The 18039-nt window shown below is 68.7% G+C and carries 20 protein-coding genes; 13 read left to right on the forward strand and 7 right to left on the reverse strand.

All coding sequences use genetic code 11. From position 1 onward, the window contains the following. The first annotated feature begins 2 nt into the window (after positions 1 to 2). Entirely contained in the window at positions 3 to 1742 is a 1740-nt protein-coding gene (locus AC07SQ_RS08830; RefSeq protein WP_495272104.1) for an acyl-CoA dehydrogenase family protein, read from the forward strand. A gap of 36 nt (positions 1743 to 1778) precedes the next feature. Then, a complete protein-coding gene (locus AC07SQ_RS08835; RefSeq protein ID WP_139699939.1) occupies positions 1779 to 2270 on the forward strand; it encodes a MarR family winged helix-turn-helix transcriptional regulator in 492 nt (163 codons plus the stop codon). A gap of 16 nt (positions 2271 to 2286) precedes the next feature. Here AC07SQ_RS08835 and AC07SQ_RS08840 read toward each other — a convergent pair whose 3' ends face one another. Next, positions 2287 to 2940 carry a TetR/AcrR family transcriptional regulator gene (locus AC07SQ_RS08840; protein ID WP_095951005.1) on the reverse strand — a complete coding sequence of 218 codons (654 nt, stop codon included), beginning with the start codon at positions 2938 to 2940 and terminating at the stop codon, positions 2287 to 2289. A gap of 121 nt (positions 2941 to 3061) precedes the next feature. Here AC07SQ_RS08840 and AC07SQ_RS08845 point away from each other — a divergent pair, with 121 nt between their 5' ends. The 5 genes from AC07SQ_RS08845 to AC07SQ_RS08865 all read left to right on the forward strand — a co-directional run bounded on the left by AC07SQ_RS08845 (position 3062) and on the right by AC07SQ_RS08865 (position 6507). Continuing rightward, positions 3062 to 3505, forward strand: coding sequence for a VOC family protein (locus AC07SQ_RS08845; protein WP_062479529.1), 444 nt, complete (start codon positions 3062 to 3064; stop codon positions 3503 to 3505). Between the two features lie 46 nt (positions 3506 to 3551). Further along, on the forward strand, positions 3552 to 4079 hold the full coding sequence (locus AC07SQ_RS08850; RefSeq protein ID WP_070061949.1) for an SRPBCC family protein: 528 nt from the start codon (positions 3552 to 3554) through the stop codon (positions 4077 to 4079). Between the two features lie 47 nt (positions 4080 to 4126). Beyond that, entirely contained in the window at positions 4127 to 4546 is a 420-nt protein-coding gene (locus AC07SQ_RS08855) for a VOC family protein (RefSeq protein ID WP_139699953.1), read from the forward strand. A 52-nt stretch (positions 4547 to 4598) separates the two neighbouring features. Then, positions 4599 to 6074 carry a DHA2 family efflux MFS transporter permease subunit gene (locus AC07SQ_RS08860; protein WP_495272103.1) on the forward strand — a complete coding sequence of 492 codons (1476 nt, stop codon included), beginning with the start codon at positions 4599 to 4601 and terminating at the stop codon, positions 6072 to 6074. A gap of 70 nt (positions 6075 to 6144) precedes the next feature. Continuing rightward, positions 6145 to 6507: a DUF1428 domain-containing protein gene (locus tag AC07SQ_RS08865; protein WP_062479540.1), complete on the forward strand. Its 363-nt coding sequence runs from the start codon at positions 6145 to 6147 to the stop codon at positions 6505 to 6507. A gap of 6 nt (positions 6508 to 6513) precedes the next feature. On the opposite strand, the gene AC07SQ_RS08870 is transcribed toward AC07SQ_RS08865, so the two are convergent. Next, positions 6514 to 7272, reverse strand: a complete 759-nt coding sequence (locus AC07SQ_RS08870) for a sulfite exporter TauE/SafE family protein (RefSeq protein ID WP_095951002.1) — start codon at positions 7270 to 7272, stop codon at positions 6514 to 6516. A 175-nt stretch (positions 7273 to 7447) separates the two neighbouring features. Here AC07SQ_RS08870 and AC07SQ_RS08875 point away from each other — a divergent pair, with 175 nt between their 5' ends. The 4 genes from AC07SQ_RS08875 to AC07SQ_RS08890 all read left to right on the forward strand — a co-directional run bounded on the left by AC07SQ_RS08875 (position 7448) and on the right by AC07SQ_RS08890 (position 11423). Then, positions 7448 to 8230, forward strand: a complete 783-nt coding sequence (locus tag AC07SQ_RS08875) for a FadR/GntR family transcriptional regulator (protein WP_495272102.1) — start codon at positions 7448 to 7450, stop codon at positions 8228 to 8230. Between the two features lie 116 nt (positions 8231 to 8346). After that, a complete protein-coding gene (locus AC07SQ_RS08880; protein WP_495272101.1) occupies positions 8347 to 9756 on the forward strand; it encodes an amidase family protein in 1410 nt (469 codons plus the stop codon). Between the two features lie 49 nt (positions 9757 to 9805). Beyond that, complete coding sequence (locus AC07SQ_RS08885) at positions 9806 to 10810, forward strand: tripartite tricarboxylate transporter substrate-binding protein (protein WP_159275413.1); 1005 nt, start codon at positions 9806 to 9808, stop codon at positions 10808 to 10810. A gap of 139 nt (positions 10811 to 10949) precedes the next feature. Next, a complete protein-coding gene (locus tag AC07SQ_RS08890; RefSeq protein ID WP_369645120.1) occupies positions 10950 to 11423 on the forward strand; it encodes a DoxX family protein in 474 nt (157 codons plus the stop codon). A gap of 20 nt (positions 11424 to 11443) precedes the next feature. Here the strand turns inward: AC07SQ_RS08890 and AC07SQ_RS08895 are convergent, their stop codons facing one another. Next, complete coding sequence (locus tag AC07SQ_RS08895; protein WP_354342819.1) at positions 11444 to 12169, reverse strand: Crp/Fnr family transcriptional regulator; 726 nt, start codon at positions 12167 to 12169, stop codon at positions 11444 to 11446. Positions 12170 to 12212: 43 nt separating this feature from the next. Between AC07SQ_RS08895 and AC07SQ_RS08900 the strand changes: the two genes are divergently transcribed. Then, complete coding sequence (locus AC07SQ_RS08900) at positions 12213 to 13871, forward strand: adenylate/guanylate cyclase domain-containing protein (protein ID WP_495272100.1); 1659 nt, start codon at positions 12213 to 12215, stop codon at positions 13869 to 13871. Between the two features lie 117 nt (positions 13872 to 13988). After that, positions 13989 to 14348: an alpha/beta hydrolase gene (locus AC07SQ_RS08905; RefSeq protein ID WP_495272099.1), complete on the forward strand. Its 360-nt coding sequence runs from the start codon at positions 13989 to 13991 to the stop codon at positions 14346 to 14348. Here AC07SQ_RS08905 and rtcA read toward each other — a convergent pair whose 3' ends face one another. From rtcA to AC07SQ_RS08925, 4 genes are read right to left on the reverse strand one after another with little or no spacing between them, the layout of a single operon-like run. Continuing rightward, entirely contained in the window at positions 14349 to 15449 is a 1101-nt protein-coding gene (gene rtcA / locus AC07SQ_RS08910) for an RNA 3'-terminal phosphate cyclase (RefSeq protein ID WP_495272098.1), read from the reverse strand. 22 nt (positions 15450 to 15471) lie between these two features. Beyond that, a complete protein-coding gene (locus AC07SQ_RS08915) occupies positions 15472 to 15825 on the reverse strand; it encodes a zinc-ribbon domain-containing protein (protein ID WP_495272097.1) in 354 nt (117 codons plus the stop codon). A 24-nt stretch (positions 15826 to 15849) separates the two neighbouring features. Next, on the reverse strand, positions 15850 to 16638 hold the full coding sequence (locus AC07SQ_RS08920; protein WP_495272096.1) for a hypothetical protein: 789 nt from the start codon (positions 16636 to 16638) through the stop codon (positions 15850 to 15852). 11 nt (positions 16639 to 16649) lie between these two features. Next, complete coding sequence (locus AC07SQ_RS08925) at positions 16650 to 17870, reverse strand: RtcB family protein (protein ID WP_307589349.1); 1221 nt, start codon at positions 17868 to 17870, stop codon at positions 16650 to 16652. Positions 17871 to 18039: the final 169 nt, after the last annotated feature.

An 18039-nucleotide genomic window follows, 5' to 3' on the forward strand; every position in this document is an offset into this window, starting at 1 on the left:
CCATGCACTACCAGCCTCGCCCCGAAGACGTCCGCTTCCTGTTGAACGCGGTGCTCGATGCGCCCACGCGCCTGCGCGCACTGGCGCCCTTCGCGGAGGTCGACGAGCCGCTGCAGTCGCAGGTGCTCGAAGAAGCCGCACGCTTCGTCGGCGAGGTGATCGCGCCGCTGAACCGCGAGGGCGACGAGGTCGGCTGCCACTTCGAGGGCGGCGAGGTCGTCACACCACCGGGCTTTCGCGCGGCCTACCAGGCCTTCGTGGACGGTGGCTGGCCGGCGCTCTCGGCTGCGACCGAAGACGGCGGCCAGGGCTTGCCCGCAGTGCTCGAGGCCATCCTCTACGAATGGCTCAGCGCCGCGAACCACGGCTTCACCATGGCGCCGGGGCTGCTGCACGGCGCGTACGCCTGCCTCAAGCACCACGGCAGCGACGAGCTGAAGAGCCGCTACCTGCAGAAGATCGCGACCGGTGAATGGCTCGCGACCATGTGCCTCACCGAAGCGCATGCCGGCAGCGACCTCGGCCAGGTGCGCACGCGCGCCACGGCGCAGGCCGACGGCAGCGTGCGCGTGAACGGCAGCAAGATCTTCATTTCGGGCGGCGAGCACGACCTCACGCCGAACATCGTGCACCTCGTGCTGTGCCGCCTGCCCGATGCGCCGGCGGGGCCCAAGGGCCTGTCGCTGGCGCTCGTGCCCAAGCTGCTGCCCGACGGTGCGCGCAACGCGGTGCACTGCGAGCGCATCGAAGAAAAGATGGGCCTGCACGGCAGCCCGACCTGCACGATGCGCTTCGACGACGCCACCGGCTGGCTGGTCGGCGAACCCGGTCGCGGACTGGCTGCGATGTTCGTGATGATGAATGCGGCCCGCCTGCACGTGGCGCTGCAGGGCATCGGTCTGCTCGACGCCGCCTGGCAGAAGGCCGACGCCTACGCCGCCGAGCGCCGCCAGATGCGTGCGCCCGGCGCCGCGCCCGCCAGCCGCGGCACGGAGGCAGCCGACCTGATCGCCGAGCATCCGGCCGTGCGCCGCATCCTCGACACCCAGCGCGCCTGGATCGACGGCTCGCGCGCGTTGGCCTACCGCAGCGCGCTGATGCTCGACGTCGCCACGCACGACAGCGACCCCAAGGCCCGCGAGCGCGCGCAGCGCTGGTGTTCGCTGGTCACGCCGGTGCTCAAGGCCGCCTGCACGCAGCAGGCCTTCCACGGCGCGAGCGACTGCCTGCAGGTGTTCGGCGGCCACGGCTACGTGCGCGAATGGGGCGTCGAGCAGGTGGTGCGCGACGCCCGCGTGACCATGATCTACGAGGGCACCAACGAGATCCAGGCCATCGACCTGCTGGTGCGCAAGGTGCTGCCCGACGCCGGCGCGGCGCTGTCGGCCGTGCTGCTCGAGTTGCGCGACACGCTCGACGCCTCGCGCGAGGCCGATGCCGACGTGCAGCGCCGGCTGGCGCAGCTGCGTTACCTGGGCACCACGGTGGCGATGGCGGCGCACGCCAACCCCGTGCTGCCCTACGAGGTGGCAGACGACTTCCTGCGCGTGATGGCGCTCACGCTGATGGCGTGGGCCTGGGCCCGCATCGAGGTGGCCGCGCCCGACGATGCGGATCGCCTGCGCGCCGCGGCGGCCTTCCGGCGCTGGGTGCTGCCCGAGTTCGAGATGCGACTGGGCATCGTCAAGCGGGCTTGTGAGGGTGTCGCACTGGCGCATTCCGCACAAGAGGCGTCACGCTAGTTGTTCGAGAAAGCAACGCGCGGTTACGCTCGCCGCATGCCTCCTCCCGCGAAAACACCGTCCGCCAAAACCGAATCCGCCGCCGTGCCGTCGCCCCGCACGGACCGGCTCGACGCCCGCGTGCTCGAAGGGCTGGTCGGCTACAACGCCCGGCGCGCCTGGCTGATCGTGAGCACGGTGTTCGCCGACCGCATGGCGCCCTACGGCCTCAAGCAGATCGACTTCTCGGTGCTCTCCCTGCTGGCGCACAACCCGGGCGCCACCTCGCGGCAGCTGTGCAACACGCTGGACATCCTGCCGCCCAACCTCGTGAGCCTGGTGGCCACGCTGGACGGCCGCGGCCTCATCGAACGCCGGCCGCATCCGCACGACGGTCGCGCGGTCGGCCTGCACCTCACGCCGGCCGGCGAGACGCTGATCCGCGAGGCCGAGCAGGCCGTGGTGCAACTGGAAACCGAAGCCAGCAGCCGCCTGAGCACGCGCGAGCGCGAGACCCTCATCAAGCTGCTGCAGAAGATTTATCTCTGACCTTTGAACGCGGCGATCACAGCCCCCGTTCCACCATGTCGATCAGGCGCTGCCCCAGCGCATGCGTGGCCGCCGCGTCGACCCCGCGCAGCGGGCCGTCGATGATGAGCAACGCCAGCCCGTGCACCGCCGACCACGCGAGGTATTCGGCGCCCGGGCGCCGCGCCGGGTCGAGCAGGCCCGCGTCCACGAGCCGGTCGACGGCCGCGCCCAACAACTCGAACGGGTTCATGCCGCTGGCGCCCGCGCCGTCGGGACCGACGTCGCCCTGCGCGTCTTCCGACACCACGAAGGCCGTGCGAAACAGCCCCGGCTGCGCCTGCGCAAAGCGCAGATAAGCGGTGCCGATGGCGCGCACCTGGGCGCGCGCGAAGTCGGCGGGCGGCTGGTCGCAGGGCAGCACGGCGAGCTCGCCCTCCATCGCCTTGGCCGCCTCCGACAGCGCCGCGGCGCGCACCGCCAGCAGCAGGTCGTGCCGGCTGGCGAAGTGGCGATACGCCGCGTTCGGCACCACGCCCACGCGGCGCGTGGCCTCGCGCAGCACCACGGCACTGGGGCCCCCGTCCCGCGCCAGTTCGATGCCCGCATCCAGCAACGCACGGCGCAGATCGCCGTGGCGGTAGGTGCTGCGCGCGGGCGGCAGGCTTTCGGGAACGTTGTTGAGCTTCATCGCGACTCCATGTGGACACTGTCCATTATCTCTGCTATTCTTTGTGGACGGTGTACACAAAGTAATTCCATTGTTTTCGCGCAGACCCGTTGTGCCCGTGAACCAACCAAAAGGAAACGCCATGAAAGTCCAGTCTTACCTGTCCTTCGAAGGTCGTTGCGACGAAGCGATTGCCTTCTACAAGAAGGCGCTCGGCGCCGAAGTCGTGCAGCTGATGCGCTACAGCGAGGCGCCGGCCACCGGCGGCCCCGAGGGCAACCCCGAAGCCGGCTGCGCCGGCGGCATGCCCGGCCCTGACAAAGTGATGCATTCGGTCTTGCGCATCGGCCAGACCGAGCTCATGCTGTCCGACGGACGCTGCTCCGGCCAGGCCGAGTTCAAGGGAATCATGCTGTCGCTGTCGGCCGACAGCGACGCCGACGCCCGCAAGTGGTTCGACGCACTGGCCGATGGCGGCCAGGTGATGCAACCGCTGATCCCGACCTTCTTCACAACCAGCTTCGGCATGCTCAGCGACCGCTTCGGCGTGGGCTGGCTGCTGGTCGCAGACCCGGCCGCCGCGTGATGCGCGAGGGCTCGCTCTTCACTCTTCCCACACGCTTTTCTTCATCATGCTCAAGACCATCGTCCTCGCCGTCCTCGCGCTGATTGCCGCGCTGCTCATCTACGGCGCCACGCGGCCCGACAGCTTTCGCGTCGAGCGCACCACGCGCATCGAGGCGCCGGCCGAAAAAATCTTTCCGCTGATCGACGACTTCCACCGCTGGAGCGCGTGGTCGCCCTACGAGAAGCTCGACCCGGCCATGAAGCGCACCTACGGCGGCGCCGCCAGCGGCAAGGGCGCCACCTACGCCTGGGAAGGCAACAGCAAGGCGGGCGCGGGCACGATGGAAATCACCGAGTCGCAGCCGGCGTCGAAGGTCGCGATCAAGCTCGACTTCGTGAAGCCCTTCGAAGGCCACAACACGGCCGAGTTCACGCTGCAGCCGCAGGGCGGCGCCACGCAGGTCACCTGGGCCATGTACGGCCCGAGCCCCTACATGGCCAAGCTCATGGGCATCTTCTTCGACATGGACCAGATGATCGGCAAGGACTTCGAGGCGGGCCTGGCCAATCTGAAGAGCGCAACCGAAAAGTAAACGCCTCCTCCCCTCATCGACTCACCTCACTCATTCAAGGAACTCACATGTCCCCCATCAACGCTTACCTCACGTTCGACGGCAACGCCGCCGAGGCCATGCGCTTTTACGAGAAGACGCTGCGCGGCACCATGCAGATGATGATGACCGTCGGCGAAGCGCCCGACACCGAGCAGATGCCGGCCGAGGCCAAGAAGCGGATCATGCATGCGTCGCTCACCTACGGCGAGGGCATCCTCATGGCCTCCGACACCATGCCGGGCCAGCCCTTCGAAGGCATGAAGGGCTTCGGCGTGGCGCTCACGCTCGACACCGTGGCCGAGGCGCGGCGCATCTTCGACGCCTTCGCCGACGGCGGCTCGATCGGCATGCCTTTCGAGAAGACCTTCTGGGTCGAAGGCTTCGGCATGGTGACCGACCGCTTCGGCACGCCGTGGCTCATCAACGGCGGCAAGGCGCTGGTCTGAGCACGGAGTCGCCTCTCTCTACTTTTTCCCTTCTTCGCAGGAAGCACCTTCCATGACCGAACCCCTCGACAACCGAAAGCGCTGGCTCGCCCTGATGGTGCTGTGCCTGGGCGTGCTGATGATCGTGCTGGACACCACGATCGTGAACGTGGCGTTGCCTTCGATCCGCACCGACCTCGGCTTTTCCGAGACGTCATTGGTCTGGGTGGTGAACGCCTACATGCTGACCTTCGGCGGCTTCCTGCTGCTGGGCGGGCGGCTGGGCGACCTGTACGGCCACCGCCGCGTGTTCCTGGCGGGCCTGGTGCTGTTCACGCTGGCCTCGCTGGCCTGCGGGGTCTCGACCTCGCAGGGCCTGCTGGTGGCGGCGCGCGCGGTGCAGGGCCTGGGCGGCGCGGTGGTGTCGGCCGTGGCGCTCTCGCTGATCATGAACCTGTTCACCGAGCCGGCCGACCGCGCCAAGGCGATGGGCGTGTACGGCTTCGTGTGCGCGGGCGGCGGCAGCATCGGCGTGCTGCTGGGCGGCCTGCTCACGAGCACGCTGAGCTGGCACTGGATCTTCCTGGTCAACCTGCCGATCGGCGTGGCGGTGTATGCGCTGTGCGTGGCGCTGCTGCCCAACGCACGCGGCCATGCGCACGGCGAGAAGCTCGACGTGGCCGGCGCCATCACCGTCACCTCGTCGCTGATGCTCGCGGTGTACGGGGTGGTCAACGGCAACGAAGCGGGCTGGGGCTCCACGCAGACGATGGGCCTGCTCGGCGCGGCCGTGGTGCTGCTGGCCGTCTTCATCGCCATCGAGGCGCGCGTGCAGCATCCGCTGATGCCGCTGGGCCTGTTCAAACTGCGCAGCGTGTCGGTGGCCAACGTGGTCGGCGTGCTGTGGGCCGCGGCCATGTTCGCGTGGTTCTTCATCTCGGCGCTGTACATGCAGCTGGTGCTGCAGTACACGCCGATGCAGATCGGGCTGGCCTTCCTGCCGGCCAACGTGATCATGGCGGTGTTCTCGCTGGGCCTGTCGGCCAAGATCGTGATGCGCTTCGGCATCCGCAAGCCGCTGGCGGCGGGGCTGTGGCTCGCGGCCCTCGGGCTGGCGCTGTTCGCGCGCGCACCGGTCAACGGCAGCTTCGTGCTCGACGTGCTGCCCGGCATGGTGCTGCTCGGCCTGGGCGCGGGCATGGCCTTCAACCCGGTGCTGCTGGCGGCCATGAGCGAGGTCGACCCGGCCGACTCGGGCCTGGCCTCAGGCGTGGTCAACACCGCCTTCATGATGGGCGGCGCCCTGGGCCTGGCCGTGCTGGCCAGCGCCGCGGCGGCACGCACCACCGCCATGGCCACCGCAGGCGCGCAGATGCCGCTGGCGCTCACCGGTGGCTACAACCTGGCATTCCTGGTCGGCGCCGTGTTCGCGGCGGCGGCGGGTCTGATCGGGGTCCTGCTGCTTCGCCCGGCTGCGCCGGGACACACCCACAACAACAACGAAGCAGCGTCGGCCCCGGGCGCGGCGGGCAAGACAGCGTCGCCGTGAACGCGACGGCGCCATGCAGCCCCCGCTTTTTCTTTTTCAACGTTTCTATCCCCTATTCAGGAGAACAGACATGGCTCGTTATGTAGACGGATTTATCGTCGCCATTCCCACCAAGAACGTCGAGGCCTACCGCAAGCTCGCACGCAAGGCCGGCAAGGTCTGGATGGAGTACGGCGCGCTCGAGTACGTGGAGTGCATCGCCGACGACGTGAAGCCCGGCAAGCTCACGTCGTTCCCCCAGAGCGTGAAGCTCAAGGCCGACGAGACCGTGGCCTTCTCGTGGATCACCTACAAGTCGCGCAAGCACCGCGACACGATCAACAAGAAGGTCATGGCCGACCCGCGCCTGGAGGCCATGATGGACATGAAGAACCTGCCGTTCGACGGCAAACGCATGATCTTCGGCGGCTTCAAAAGTATTGTGGAACTCTGAACATGCTCAGGCCAGGAAGCCGTCGTAGACGAGCTTCAGGCCGGTGAGCAGCATGCCCAGATAGACGAAGCGATAGAACCACGTCGCATCGATGCGGCGTGCAATGCGGATGCCGATCCACACGCCCAGCGGTGCGATCGGCATCAGCACGAGCGAGGTGGCCAGCGTGCGAAAGTCGAGCAGGCCGAGCCACGCGTAGGGAATCCACTTGCTGAGATTCACCACGAAGAAGAAGTAGGCCATCGTCGCCGTGAACACCACCGGCTTGAGCTTCAGCGGGATCACGTAGGCATTGATCGGCGGCCCGCCCGCATGCGCGATGAAGCTGGTGAAGCCCGACACGGTCGTCAGCACCGCGCCCACCGCGCGCGACGGCAGCGGGTCGTTGGGCTTGGGCGGAAACAGCAGGCGCTGCGCCAAAAACACCAGCGTGAACACGCCCACGATGCCCGCCACCGTGTGGGCCGACAGCACGCGAAACAGCAGCGTGCCGATCACCGTGCCGACCAGCCCGAACGGAACCAGAAACTTGAGCAGCGAGCGGTCGAAGTCGCGCCGGAACGCGGCCAGGCCGAGCAGGTCCATGAGCAGCAGCAGCGGCATCAGGATCGCCGCCGCCTGCGGCACGGTGACGGCCAGCGCCATCATCGGCACGGCCAGCGACCCGAATCCGGCGCCGAAGCCACTCTTGCTGATGCCGAGCAGCAGCACGGCGGGGACGGCGACCGCGTAGAACGACGGGTCGGTGATGAGGGGAAAAACCATGGGGAAACCAGCAGCGCAGAAAAAAGCCCGCCAGGGGCAGGCGGGCCGTGCGGGAGCGTAGCAGGAAGCCCGAATTTCTGCCGACGGCCCGCCCCGGCAGCGCCTCACGGGACAACCCGCTTGACAGCGTTTTCGAGATTTATGACATTTATGATCATAAATACCCGAAACGCAGATGCCCCCTTCCCAACCCAAGCCTTCGCTCACGCGCGACAAGCGCGTGAAGCGCTCCGACCAGGTGGTCGACAACATCAAGCGCTGGGTCGTGCAGACCCAGCAACAGGTCGGCAACAAGCTGCCGCAGGAGAAAGAGCTGATCGAGCAGCTCGGCGTGTCGCGCGGCACGGTGCGCGAGGCGCTGGCCGCGCTGCAGGTGCAGGGGCTGGTGGCGATCAGCACCGGTCCCAACGGCGGCGCCACGCTCACGCAGGCCTCGTACGAGCAGTGCCTGCAGGCGGTGTCGAACTTCCTGTACTTCCAGCCGGTCGACATCACGATGCTGTACGCGCTGCGGCGCGTGGTCGAGCCCGAGCTGGCCGCCAACGTGGCCACGCGCCTCACCGAGGCCGACCTGGCCGCGCTGGAGGCGCTGATCGGCCACAGCCACCCGGCCCACGGCGGCAGCGCCGACTGGAACGAGCGCCGCGAGGCCGACCTGCTGTTCCATGACCGCCTGGCCGAGGCCTGCAGCAGTCCCTTCCTGGCGCTGGTGTGCCGCCTGCTCAACGACGTGATCCGCCGCGTGATCATCGTGCGCAACGCGCTCACCGAGTTCGAGCAGTTCGACGAGGAGATCGTCGACAGCCACACCGAACTGCTCGACGCGCTGCGCGCCCGCGACCCCGCGCGTGCGCGCGAGGTCATGCGTGTGCACATGGAACACGCCGAAGCCCTGGCCCTGGAGGCCGAATCCCGCGTCGACCGCGGCAGCCTGCTCATGAAGAAACCGACCGGCTGACGCCTGCGTGGCGTGGGCTGACCCGCCGCCGCCCTCTTCCCTGCTCTCTCTTGCCTTCACCCCGGTCGCGCCGGGGTGCGGGGTTTCCTTTGCCTGAACTTTCCTCGAGACCACCCATGACTGCATCCCCCGCCCTCTGGCAGCGCAGCGCCACCGACCTCGCCGACGCCGTGCGCCGCCGCGAGCTGTCCTGCCGCGAAGTGACGACCAGCGTGCTCGCGCGCATCGCCGAACTCAACCCGCGCCTCAATGCCCTGGCCGAGGTGCTGGCCGACGAAGCCCTGGCCAGCGCCGACGCGGCCGACGCCCGCACCCTGCGCGGCGAAGCACTGGGCCCGCTGCACGGCGTGCCGGTGAGCATCAAGGTCAACGTCGACCAGGCCGGCCACGCCACCACCAACGGCGTGATCCCGCTGAAGGACCACATCGCCCGCGAAGACGCGCCAGTGGTGGTGCACTGGCGCAGCGCGGGCGCCGTCATCGTGGGGCGCAGCAACACCGCGACCTACTCCTCGCGCTGGTTCACCGACAACGGCGTGCACGGCCGCACGCTGAACCCGTGGGACGCGGCCATCACCCCCGGCGGCTCCAGCGGCGGTGCGGCTTCCGCGGTGGCCAGCGGCATGGGCGCGCTGGCGCACGGCAACGACATCGGCGGCTCGATCCGCTACCCCGCGTACGCCTGCGGCGTGGCCGGCCTGCGCCCCACGGCCGGCCGCGTGCCGGCCTTCAACCCGAGCGCGACCAGCGAGCGCGGCATCACGCCGCAGCTCATGTCGGTGCAGGGGCCGCTGGCGCGCAGCATCGCCGACCTGCGACTGGGCTACGAGGCCATGGCGCGCCCCGACGCGCGCGACCCGAACTGGGTGCCAATGCCGCACGAGCTGCCGCGCCCCACCGGCCCAATCCGCGTGGCGCTGTTCAAGCGCGCGCCGGGCATCCCGGTCGACCCGGCCGTCACGCAAGCGTTGGAAGACGCCGCGCGCTGGCTGCAGCAGGCGGGCTACGCGGTCGACGAAGCCGAGCTGCCCTGCTTCGGCGAGGCCGCGGCCCTGTGGCGCACGCTGATCGTGGACGACACGCGCCGCAACATCATCGCGGGCGTCGAGCAGCACGGCGACGACCTCATGCGGCGCAGCCAGCGCTACCTGCTCGAAGGCATGGCCGAGACCGACCGCGACGGTTTTCTCGACGCCCTCGCGCGGCGCCAGGCGCTGCTGCGCAGCTGGTCGGTGTTCATGCAGACCCATCCGCTGGTGCTGATGCCCGTGTCGTGGCAGCGCCCCTGCCCGCAGGACGAAGACGTCGCGAGCCTCGAGCGCGCCCGCGCCCTCATCGACGCCCAGAGCCCGCTGCTCGCGACCGCCGCGCTGGGCATGCCCGGCCTTGCGGTGCCCACCGGCATGGCCGGCAGCGCGCCCATGGGCGTGCAGCTGCTGGCCTGGCGCTTTCGCGAAGACCTGCTGCTGGAGGCCGGCCAGGCGATCGAGGACGCGGCCCGCTTCACGCCGCTGGTCGCGCAGTGATCTTCCTTTTCCTGTTCTTCCAACGATTCCAACCACCCGGAGACTTTCGATGACCCCCTTCACTTTCCCCACCGGCCCGGCGCTCTCGCGGCGCGGCCTCATCCGCGCGGCAGCGGCCACGGGCCTGGGCGGCCTGCTGCCGTACGGCGCGAACGCGCAGCCGGCGGTCAACCGCCTGATCGTGCCCTTCCCGGCCGGCGGCCCGGCCGACTTCATGGGCCGGCTGCTGTCCGAAAAGCTCAAGGACGAGCTCGGCCGCCCGGTGATGGTCGACAACCGCCCCGGCGCCGGCACGCGGCTGGCGGCCGAGGTGCTGAAGAACAGCCCCGCCGACGGCACCACCATGCTGCTGGCGCCGGTCGACCCGATGTTCATCGGCCCCGCGATCTACGCCAACATGCGCTTCAACCCGGCCACCGACTTCAAGCCCGTGACCGACGTGAGCGGCATCCAGTTCGGCCTGGCCGTGAGCGCCGCCTCGCCGGTGAAGACGCTGGCCCAGTTCGTCCAGGCCGCCAAGGCGAACCCCGACCAGGGCTCGATCGGCATCACCACCGTCGGCTCGCTGCTGCACTTCCTGGCGATGGACTTCGTGGCCCTGTCGCGCAGCGGCGCCACCCTGGTGCCCTACCGCGGCGGCGCGGCCATGGTCACCGAGCTGATCGGCGGCCAGGTGGCCTCGGGCATGGACGCCACCACCACCCTCACCGAGTACCACCGCGCGGGCAAGCTGCGCGTGCTGGCCGTGGCCGGCGACAAGCGCGCCGACGGCCTGCCCGACGTGCCGACCTTCGCCGAGTCGGGCTACCCGACGCTCGTGGCCTCGTCGCGCTACGTGCTTTATGCCCACGCCAACACCGCGCCCGCCACGCTGGCGCAGTGGAACCGGGCCGTGCGCAAGGTGCTGGCCCTGCCCGACGTGCGCGAAAAGCTGGGCCGCGTGGGCTACGACCTGCTGCCCGGCGCCTCGACCGAAGAGGTGGTGCGCTACACCGACGCGCTGGCCGCACGCTGGCTGCCGGTGATCAAGGCCTCGGGCTACAAGGGCGACTGACGCCCGGCGGCAGCGACCCAACCGCCGAAAAGTGTGCGTAAACGCACCGACCGGCGGCGACGGGGCTCTCACACTGGCATGGCAACCGCCGCAGTCCGCGGCGGCCTTCTTCCTTTTTTCTTCCACTCAAGGATTCGCCATGAACACCCAGGCTGCCCCGATCGCCTCCGCCGCTTCGGCGTCTTCCTCCTCGTCGTTCCTTGCCACGCCCGCTGCCCGCGACGACGCCGGCAAGCTGGTGCTGCGCGTGTCGGTCGGCGTGCTGATGCTGCTGCACGGCATCTTCAAGCTCTCGGCCGGCGTCGGCTTCATCAGCGGCATGCTGGCCAAGGCCGGCCTGCCCGGCGGGCTGGCCTACCTCGTGTTCGTGGGCGAGATCGTCGCGCCGCTCCTGATGATCGCGGGCCTGTGGACGCGTGCCGCGGCCGCCGTGGTGGTGATCAACATGCTCTTCGCCTTCGGCCTCGTGCACATGGCCGACCTGTTCGCGCTGACCAAGCAGGGCGGCTGGGCGCTGGAACTGCAGGGCCTGTACCTGTTCAGCGCGCTGAGCGTGGCGCTGATGGGCGCCGGCCGCTACAGCGTGGCTGGCCCCAACGGCCGCTGGAACTGATCGGACCGGAGCGGACCGGGTCAGTCGCCGCGCACCTGCGACACCATCTGCGCGAGGCGCTCGGCATCGGCCACCACCAGCGCCTTGCCGTCCTTGCGCAGCACGCCGCCGCGCACCAGCGTGTTGAGTTCGCGGGTCACCTGCTCGCGGTTGGTGCTGATCTGGCTGGCCAGCGCCGCGTGCTTGGGCGCAGGCTCCAGCCGGGCCTCGTTGCCGTCGATGCCCGCCTCGCGCGCCAGGCGCAGCAGCTCGGCATGCAGGCGGTTCTGCACGCCCAGCGTGCTCAGGTCGATCACCCGCTCCGACAGCTGCCGCACCAGCGCGGCCAGCCGCTGCATCACGCGCTCGGCCACCAGCGGCTCCTCGCGCAGCAGCGCCAGGAAGGCGGCGCGGTCCAGGCTGGCGACCACGCAGGGTTCGAGCGTGACCACGTCGGCCGAACGCGGCCCGCCGTCCAAGGCTGCGATGTCGCCGAAATGCGCGCCGGCCTCCGAATCGCGGAACGTCACCTGCCGGCCGTTGGCCGCGTAGGTCGTCACCCGCACGCGGCCCGACACCAGCAGGAACACCTCCCCCTGCAGGTCGGCGCGCAGCATCAGCGGCTTGCCGGCCGCCACGCTGTGCCACAGGCACTGGCGCGCCAAATGGTCGAAGCGGTCGTCGGAGAGGCCTTCGAGCAGCGCGATGCGGCGCAGCGCGAGGCTGGAGCGGGGGGTGGGTTCGGGTAGGGCCATGCCGGTGGTCATCGAGGCGCGCGCATTATGCTCGGGTGCCGCTTCGAACCCGTTCATGGACAGACGTTCCCCTCCTTCCCCTTTTTTGCTGAGAACGCCGACACGGCGCAACCTCCGCTGGGCGAGCGGGCTGGTGCTGATGGCCTACATCACGGCGCACCTGCTGAACCATTCGCTGGGCATCGTCTCCTTCGCCGCGGCCGAGACCGTGCTGCGCGGCGTGCAGAAGTTCTGGCACAGCCTGCCCGGCACGCTGCTGCTGTACGGCGCCGCCCTCACCCACCTCGTGCTCGCCGTGGCCGCGCTGTGGGAGCGCCGCACCCTGCGCATGCCGCCACTCGAAGCCCTGCGCGTGCTGCTGGGCTTTGCGCTGCCGCTGCTGCTGGCCACCCACCTCACCGCCATGCGCGGCGCCTGGCTGGCCTACGGCATCGAGGGTTCGTACGTGCGCGTGGTCTGGGGCCTGTGGGACCTGGCCGGCGCGGGCGCGCAGCTGGGCATGATGCTCGCCGCCTGGGCCCACGGCTGCCTCGGCCTGCACTTCGCGCTGCGCGTGCGCCCGCTCTACCGGCGCCTGTTCGCGCCGCTGCTCGCCGTGGCCGTGCTGCTGCCGGTGACCGCCGCGATGGGTTTCGTGTCGATGGGGCGCGAGTTCCAGTGGACCGGCGTGCCGCCCGTCGTGCTGCCGACGCCCGAACAGGGCCGCGCGCTCAACGCCGCCGAGACGAACATCAAGCTCTATTACGCCTTGGCGCTGCTGGCCCTGCTCGCGGCCTACGCGGCGCGCAGCCGCCTGGCCCGGCGCGCGCGCGGTGCCACCGTGGCGCTGCGCTACCCCGACCGCACCGTGCACGTGCCGCCCGGCTGGAGCGTGCTCGAAGCCAGCCGCTCGCACGGCATCGCGCACGTGTCGATCTGCGGCGGGCGCGCGCGCTGCTCCACCTGCCGCGTGCGCGTGGGCGGTGCGCCCGAACACATCGGCACGCCGGGCCGTGACGAGCAGCGCACGCTCGAACGCGTGCGCGCCCCGCACGACGTACGTCTGGCGTGCCAGCTGCGCCCGCGCGGCAGCATCGAGGTGACGCCGCTGTTCGCGCCGCTGCCGCGCGAAGGCCGGCCCGCGCCGGTCGGCCGCTTCGGGCACGAGCGCGACGTGGCGATCTTGTTCGTCGACCTGCGGCGCTGGTCGGGCCTGTCGGAGCGGCAGTGGCCCTTCGACCTGGCCTACGTGCTCGACCGCTACTTCGCCATCGTGGGCGCCGCCGTGCGCGAGAGCGGCGGCGTGCCCAACCAGTTCATCGGCGACAGCGTGATGGCCATCTTCGGCCTGGAGAGCGACCTGCCTACCGCCTGCCGGCAGGCCCTGCATGCCACCCAACTCATCGGCGAACGCATGGACGCATGGAACGTCGACTTCCAGGCCCAGTTCGGCCAGCAGCTGGACTTCGGCATGGGCCTGCACGCCGGGCGCGCGGCCGTCGGCGAGGTCGGCTACCTCGAGACCACCACCTTCACCGCCATCGGCGAAGTGGTCAACACCGCGAGCCGCCTGCAGGACCATTCCAAGACCGCCTCGGCGCGGCTCGTGGTCTCGCAGTTCGCGGCGCAGCAGGCCGGCGCCGAAGAATCGCTGGGGCCGGTCGACACGCTGAACGTGCGCGGGCGCTCCGAACCGTTGGCCGTGATGTATTCACGCGCCGGGAAAGCGGCCTGAGCACCACCTGCCGGATTCGGTGCGCAAACGCACAGCGCCTTCCGTGATGCGGTTTCACACTGCAGCTTGTGGCAACGACGACTGTCCGCCGCCCACAGACTCAAGGGAAATCTCACCATGAACAGCAAGCAACTCCTCGCCATTTCCGCCGCCGCCTTCGCCCTGCTGGGCACCGTGGGCGCGGCCCACGCCGAAACGTATGAAGGCGTGCACGCCATCACCTCGGCCGCCAGCCGTGCCGACGTGCGCACCCAGGCCGTCGCCGCCGCGCGCAATGGCAACGAATACTCCGACGCCGCCGCCGAAGGCACCGTCGCCGTGACCTCCACGCTCGACCGCCAGGCCGTGCGCGACCAGGCCGTGGCCGCTGCCCACAACCCGCTGCAAAGCCTGGACCGCCGCGCCTTCTACCGCGACGAAGTGCCCTCCGCCTACAAGAAGCCGGCCGTGAGCTTCACGCGCCAGGCCGGCCTGTAATCACGACGCCACCTGCACCCGCGCCGCGCGCGGGCCTGCAGCTTCGGTGATCGTGAAGCGCACCGGCAGGAAGCGCTCGATCACCGCGCAGTTCGTGCGCGTGTGCGGGGTCACTTCGCTGCAGGTGAACGCGCCCGACTGCCCCGGTTGCCGGAACACCGCCAGCGCCAGCAGCAGCGCCAGCTGATCGGCCAGGTGCGGCCCCACGGCCGCGTCCTCGTGCTTCTGGAAGGCGCGCACCTCCTTCACGAGGCCGTGCGCCACCTGCTCCGCGCTCAGCGTCTTCTCGCCGAAAGCCGTGAACACCTCGGTGAGGTGCGCGTAGGCCAGCGTCACCAGCAGCGCATTGCCCGGGCCCTCGTTCTGGCGCGTCGGCACCGTGCGCAGTTGCTCGGCTTCCACCGACCAGCCCATCGCCGCCCCCACCGTCTCGAGTTCGCGCGCCGCCACATGGCGCGGCAGGCCGGGCGCCAGGCACTCCGCATGACCCGCCAGCAGATGGCCGCGTGACAGCAGGTCGAAGGCCTGCAGCCGCGCGCCTTCCGCCGCCGGCACGATCGTCGCCTCCACCTCGCCGCCACCGGCCGGATAGAAGCCGCAACGGCGCAGCACCAGCTGCAGGTCGCCGCCGAGGCGACGCACCAGCGGCGCGAACGCACGCTCCAGGAAGTGGAACGGCGGCGCCATCGGGTTGTGCGTGCCACCGCTCAGCCGCAGCCGGCTCACCTGCCCCGCGGGTTGCAGCAGCAGCGGCGGCAGCACCGTCTGCAGCACCAGCATGCAGCTGCCCGCGCCGGCGATCGCAAAGCGGTAGTCGCCCGCGCGCACCGGCCCCGGCACGAAGCGCAGCGACTGCGAACCCAGCTCGGCGCCTTCGACCTGCGCGCCGCTGATCTCCGCGGCCGCATGCACGCACGCCAGGTGCTGGCGCATCAGGCCCGGCTTGGCCCGGCCCGCGCGGATCTTCGCGATGGCCAGCGGCCGGCCCGTGACCATCGAAAGCGCGAGGCCGGTGCGCAGGATCTGGCCACCGCCTTCGCCTTGGGAGCCGTCGAGTTCGACGGCATCGAGCGCTCGTTGTTCTTCTTGTGCTTCCGTCATCGGGAAAGTCTTTCTCTCTTGTTCAGTCGTTTGTCGTTGTTCTTGTTCGAGGCGTTCCGAGCCGGCAAGCGCGACAGCGCACCGCCGTGCTGTGGATGCTGCCGAGCGCCACCTCGTACCACCACTTCTGCTGCTTGGCCGTCCACACCTCTTGCGCACCGCAATCGCGGCAGGTGAACGCCTTGTCGACGTAGAAGCTGGGCAACGGGCCGTAGGTGTTGTTGTGCGCGGCCAGCAAGGCCGTGTCGGCAGCGACCATGCCTTCGGCGCGCAGCAGGCGTGCACCGGCCTGGCGCTGCTGCAATGCCACGGCGCGCGCGGCGCGTTCGAGGCGGTGCGCCTTGATCTCGGCGCGGCGTTGCTTGTTGCTTTTCATTTCAAGAATCGCTGACGATCTTCTTCACTCAACGACGTCAGGAATTTCCCTCAACATATGAGTAATCGGAGCGTCCATGGCATTCAGTAGAGCTATGGCCTCATCGATGGATTCGAGAGACCTTTCCGGGTGCATTGCTGGATTGCGATGTAGCGTTCTTAGATCCCGAAGCGACGCCGCCAACTTGCCATCCATGACACTCGATTTCTCCAACCGCGCCAGCAAGGCACCCAGTGTTCGTTCGTTGGCCTCCTGAGGCAGCGCTCCAATCTTTTCCTCAAAGAAGCGACGAACGACGGCCTCAAGCCCTCGGCACAAATGAAACGCCGCAGCGGTCGGCAGTTCGAACGCGATGCAGCGTGTAGCGGCGGAGAAGTCGCCAGTCGCAGCTGGCACCTTTTGAGCCAACCCCGGTGTGAAAAGCCTCAACCCATCCCACACGAGAACCCAAGAGTCATACCCTCTCTTTAGTGAGACTGCGAAGACTGCTTGGCGATCCCACTCTGGCTTGAGTACTGCTTCGAAATCAGTTCGCGCCGCGCGAATTCGATCGACATCTGCTTGATCCAGAAGACCTTCCTGCCTGCCATCGAAGTTCACAGCAAGATCGTCCAGCGCCTGAATCAGCGAATAGCCTTTTTCCTTCGCGATGTTGAGCGGATGAACATCTTGCGAGCAAAAGTTTCGCAGCGCGTCATAAGCCAGCAAGCAAGGAGCAAGCGCATCCTTGAAGCGATCGCCAACCTTTACGCTCTCCAAACGCTCGACGATCTGGCCCAGGTTGTAGATGTAAGAGCAATTTATCGGTTTCATTTCTTTCTCCGCTATCCCTTCACACACACCACCTGCTTGAGCGTGTAAACCACCTCCACCAGGTCCTTCTGCGCCTCCATCACCGCGTCGATGTCCTTGTAGGCCATCGGGATCTCGTCGATCACGTCGGCGTCCTTGCGGCATTCCACGCCTTCGGTCGCAGCGATCTGGTCGGCGACGGTGAAGAGCTTCTTGGCCTTCGTCCGGCTCATCTTCCGGCCCGCGCCGTGGCTGCAGCTCATGAAGCTCTCGGGGTTGCCCTTGCCGCGCACGATGTAGCTCTTGGCGCCCATGCTGCCGGGGATGATCCCCAGCTCGCCGAGCTTCGCGCTCACCGCACCCTTGCGGGTCACGAGCACGTCTTGCCCGAAGTGCGTCTCGCGGCTCACGTAGTTGTGGTGGCAGTTCACCGCTTCCACGTGCGCCTCGAACGGCTTGGTGATGACCTTGCGCGCGGCCGCGACCACGCGCTGCATCATCACTTCGCGGTTCGCCCGTGCGAACTTCTGGGCCCAGCCCACCGCACGCACGTAGTCGCCGAAGTATTGGGCGCCTTCCTCGAAGTACGCCAGGTCCTGGTCGGGCAGGTTGCGCTGGTGCAGCTGCGCGTCCTTCTTCGCGAGTTCGATGAAGTGCGTACCGATGGCATTGCCCACGCCACGCGAACCCGAGTGCAGCATGAACCACACGGCGCCCGCTTCGTCGAGGCACACCTCGATGAAGTGGTTGCCGGTACCCAGCGTTCCCAGGTGCTTGTGGTTGTTCGTGTTCTTGATGCGCGGGTGGTCCTCGCAGATCAGCTCGAACTCGTCCACCAGCTTGGCCCAGGCGGCATCGGTTTCGTCGGGCGGGGTTTCCCACGAACCCTTGTCGCGGCCCATGCGCTTAGGGTTCGATCCGTGGGGCACGGCCTTCTCGATCGCCGAACGCAGCGGGCCCAGGTTGTCGGGCAGGTCGCGCGCGTTGAGCGTGGTCTTGCAGGCCATCATTCCGCAGCCGATGTCCACGCCGACGGCGGCGGGAATGATGGCCTTGAAGGTCGGGATCACCGAACCCACGGTCGCGCCGATGCCGTAGTGCACGTCGGGCATGGCCGCGATGTGCTTGAACACGATGGGCAGGCGCGCGGCGTTCTCGAGCTGCTTCTGCGCTTCGTCTTCCACGGGCACGCCGTTCGTCCACATCTTCACAGGAACGCCGTTGGCGACTTCATGCAGTTTGTAGTTCGTCATTTTTCTTTCCTCTTCTCTCTATCTATTCTTCACACTCGTTTGGTGGACACGGCGGGATTCGAACCCGCATCAATACGGCGACCGTGGTGTTTGAATCCAGCGGCCCAGTCGACGATTGGAAACGCGCGCCAGTGACAGACCCGTCATCGGAGCCAGCACCTGCATCCTC

It is taken from the genome of Variovorax sp. GW821-FHT06D12 (genome assembly GCF_059419205.1).

What these genes read in the sequence shown, in the direction of transcription:
- AC07SQ_RS08830 (WP_495272104.1), top strand. Translation starts at nt 3, where the DNA reads ATGCACTACCAGCCTCGCCCCGAAGACGTCCGCTTCCTGTTGAACGCG.
- AC07SQ_RS08835 (WP_139699939.1), top strand. Translation starts at nt 1,779, where the DNA reads ATGCCTCCTCCCGCGAAAACACCGTCCGCCAAAACCGAATCCGCCGCC.
- AC07SQ_RS08840 (WP_095951005.1), bottom strand. Translation starts at nt 2,940, where the DNA reads ATGAAGCTCAACAACGTTCCCGAAAGCCTGCCGCCCGCGCGCAGCACC.
- AC07SQ_RS08845 (WP_062479529.1), top strand. Translation starts at nt 3,062, where the DNA reads ATGAAAGTCCAGTCTTACCTGTCCTTCGAAGGTCGTTGCGACGAAGCG.
- AC07SQ_RS08850 (WP_070061949.1), top strand. Translation starts at nt 3,552, where the DNA reads ATGCTCAAGACCATCGTCCTCGCCGTCCTCGCGCTGATTGCCGCGCTG.
- AC07SQ_RS08855 (WP_139699953.1), top strand. Translation starts at nt 4,127, where the DNA reads ATGTCCCCCATCAACGCTTACCTCACGTTCGACGGCAACGCCGCCGAG.
- AC07SQ_RS08860 (WP_495272103.1), top strand. Translation starts at nt 4,599, where the DNA reads ATGACCGAACCCCTCGACAACCGAAAGCGCTGGCTCGCCCTGATGGTG.
- AC07SQ_RS08865 (WP_062479540.1), top strand. Translation starts at nt 6,145, where the DNA reads ATGGCTCGTTATGTAGACGGATTTATCGTCGCCATTCCCACCAAGAAC.
- AC07SQ_RS08870 (WP_095951002.1), bottom strand. Translation starts at nt 7,272, where the DNA reads ATGGTTTTTCCCCTCATCACCGACCCGTCGTTCTACGCGGTCGCCGTC.
- AC07SQ_RS08875 (WP_495272102.1), top strand. Translation starts at nt 7,448, where the DNA reads ATGCCCCCTTCCCAACCCAAGCCTTCGCTCACGCGCGACAAGCGCGTG.
- AC07SQ_RS08880 (WP_495272101.1), top strand. Translation starts at nt 8,347, where the DNA reads ATGACTGCATCCCCCGCCCTCTGGCAGCGCAGCGCCACCGACCTCGCC.
- AC07SQ_RS08885 (WP_159275413.1), top strand. Translation starts at nt 9,806, where the DNA reads ATGACCCCCTTCACTTTCCCCACCGGCCCGGCGCTCTCGCGGCGCGGC.
- AC07SQ_RS08890 (WP_369645120.1), top strand. Translation starts at nt 10,950, where the DNA reads ATGAACACCCAGGCTGCCCCGATCGCCTCCGCCGCTTCGGCGTCTTCC.
- AC07SQ_RS08895 (WP_354342819.1), bottom strand. Translation starts at nt 12,169, where the DNA reads ATGACCACCGGCATGGCCCTACCCGAACCCACCCCCCGCTCCAGCCTC.
- AC07SQ_RS08900 (WP_495272100.1), top strand. Translation starts at nt 12,213, where the DNA reads ATGGACAGACGTTCCCCTCCTTCCCCTTTTTTGCTGAGAACGCCGACA.
- AC07SQ_RS08905 (WP_495272099.1), top strand. Translation starts at nt 13,989, where the DNA reads ATGAACAGCAAGCAACTCCTCGCCATTTCCGCCGCCGCCTTCGCCCTG.
- rtcA (WP_495272098.1), bottom strand. Translation starts at nt 15,449, where the DNA reads ATGACGGAAGCACAAGAAGAACAACGAGCGCTCGATGCCGTCGAACTC.
- AC07SQ_RS08915 (WP_495272097.1), bottom strand. Translation starts at nt 15,825, where the DNA reads ATGAAAAGCAACAAGCAACGCCGCGCCGAGATCAAGGCGCACCGCCTC.
- AC07SQ_RS08920 (WP_495272096.1), bottom strand. Translation starts at nt 16,638, where the DNA reads ATGAAACCGATAAATTGCTCTTACATCTACAACCTGGGCCAGATCGTC.
- AC07SQ_RS08925 (WP_307589349.1), bottom strand. Translation starts at nt 17,870, where the DNA reads ATGACGAACTACAAACTGCATGAAGTCGCCAACGGCGTTCCTGTGAAG.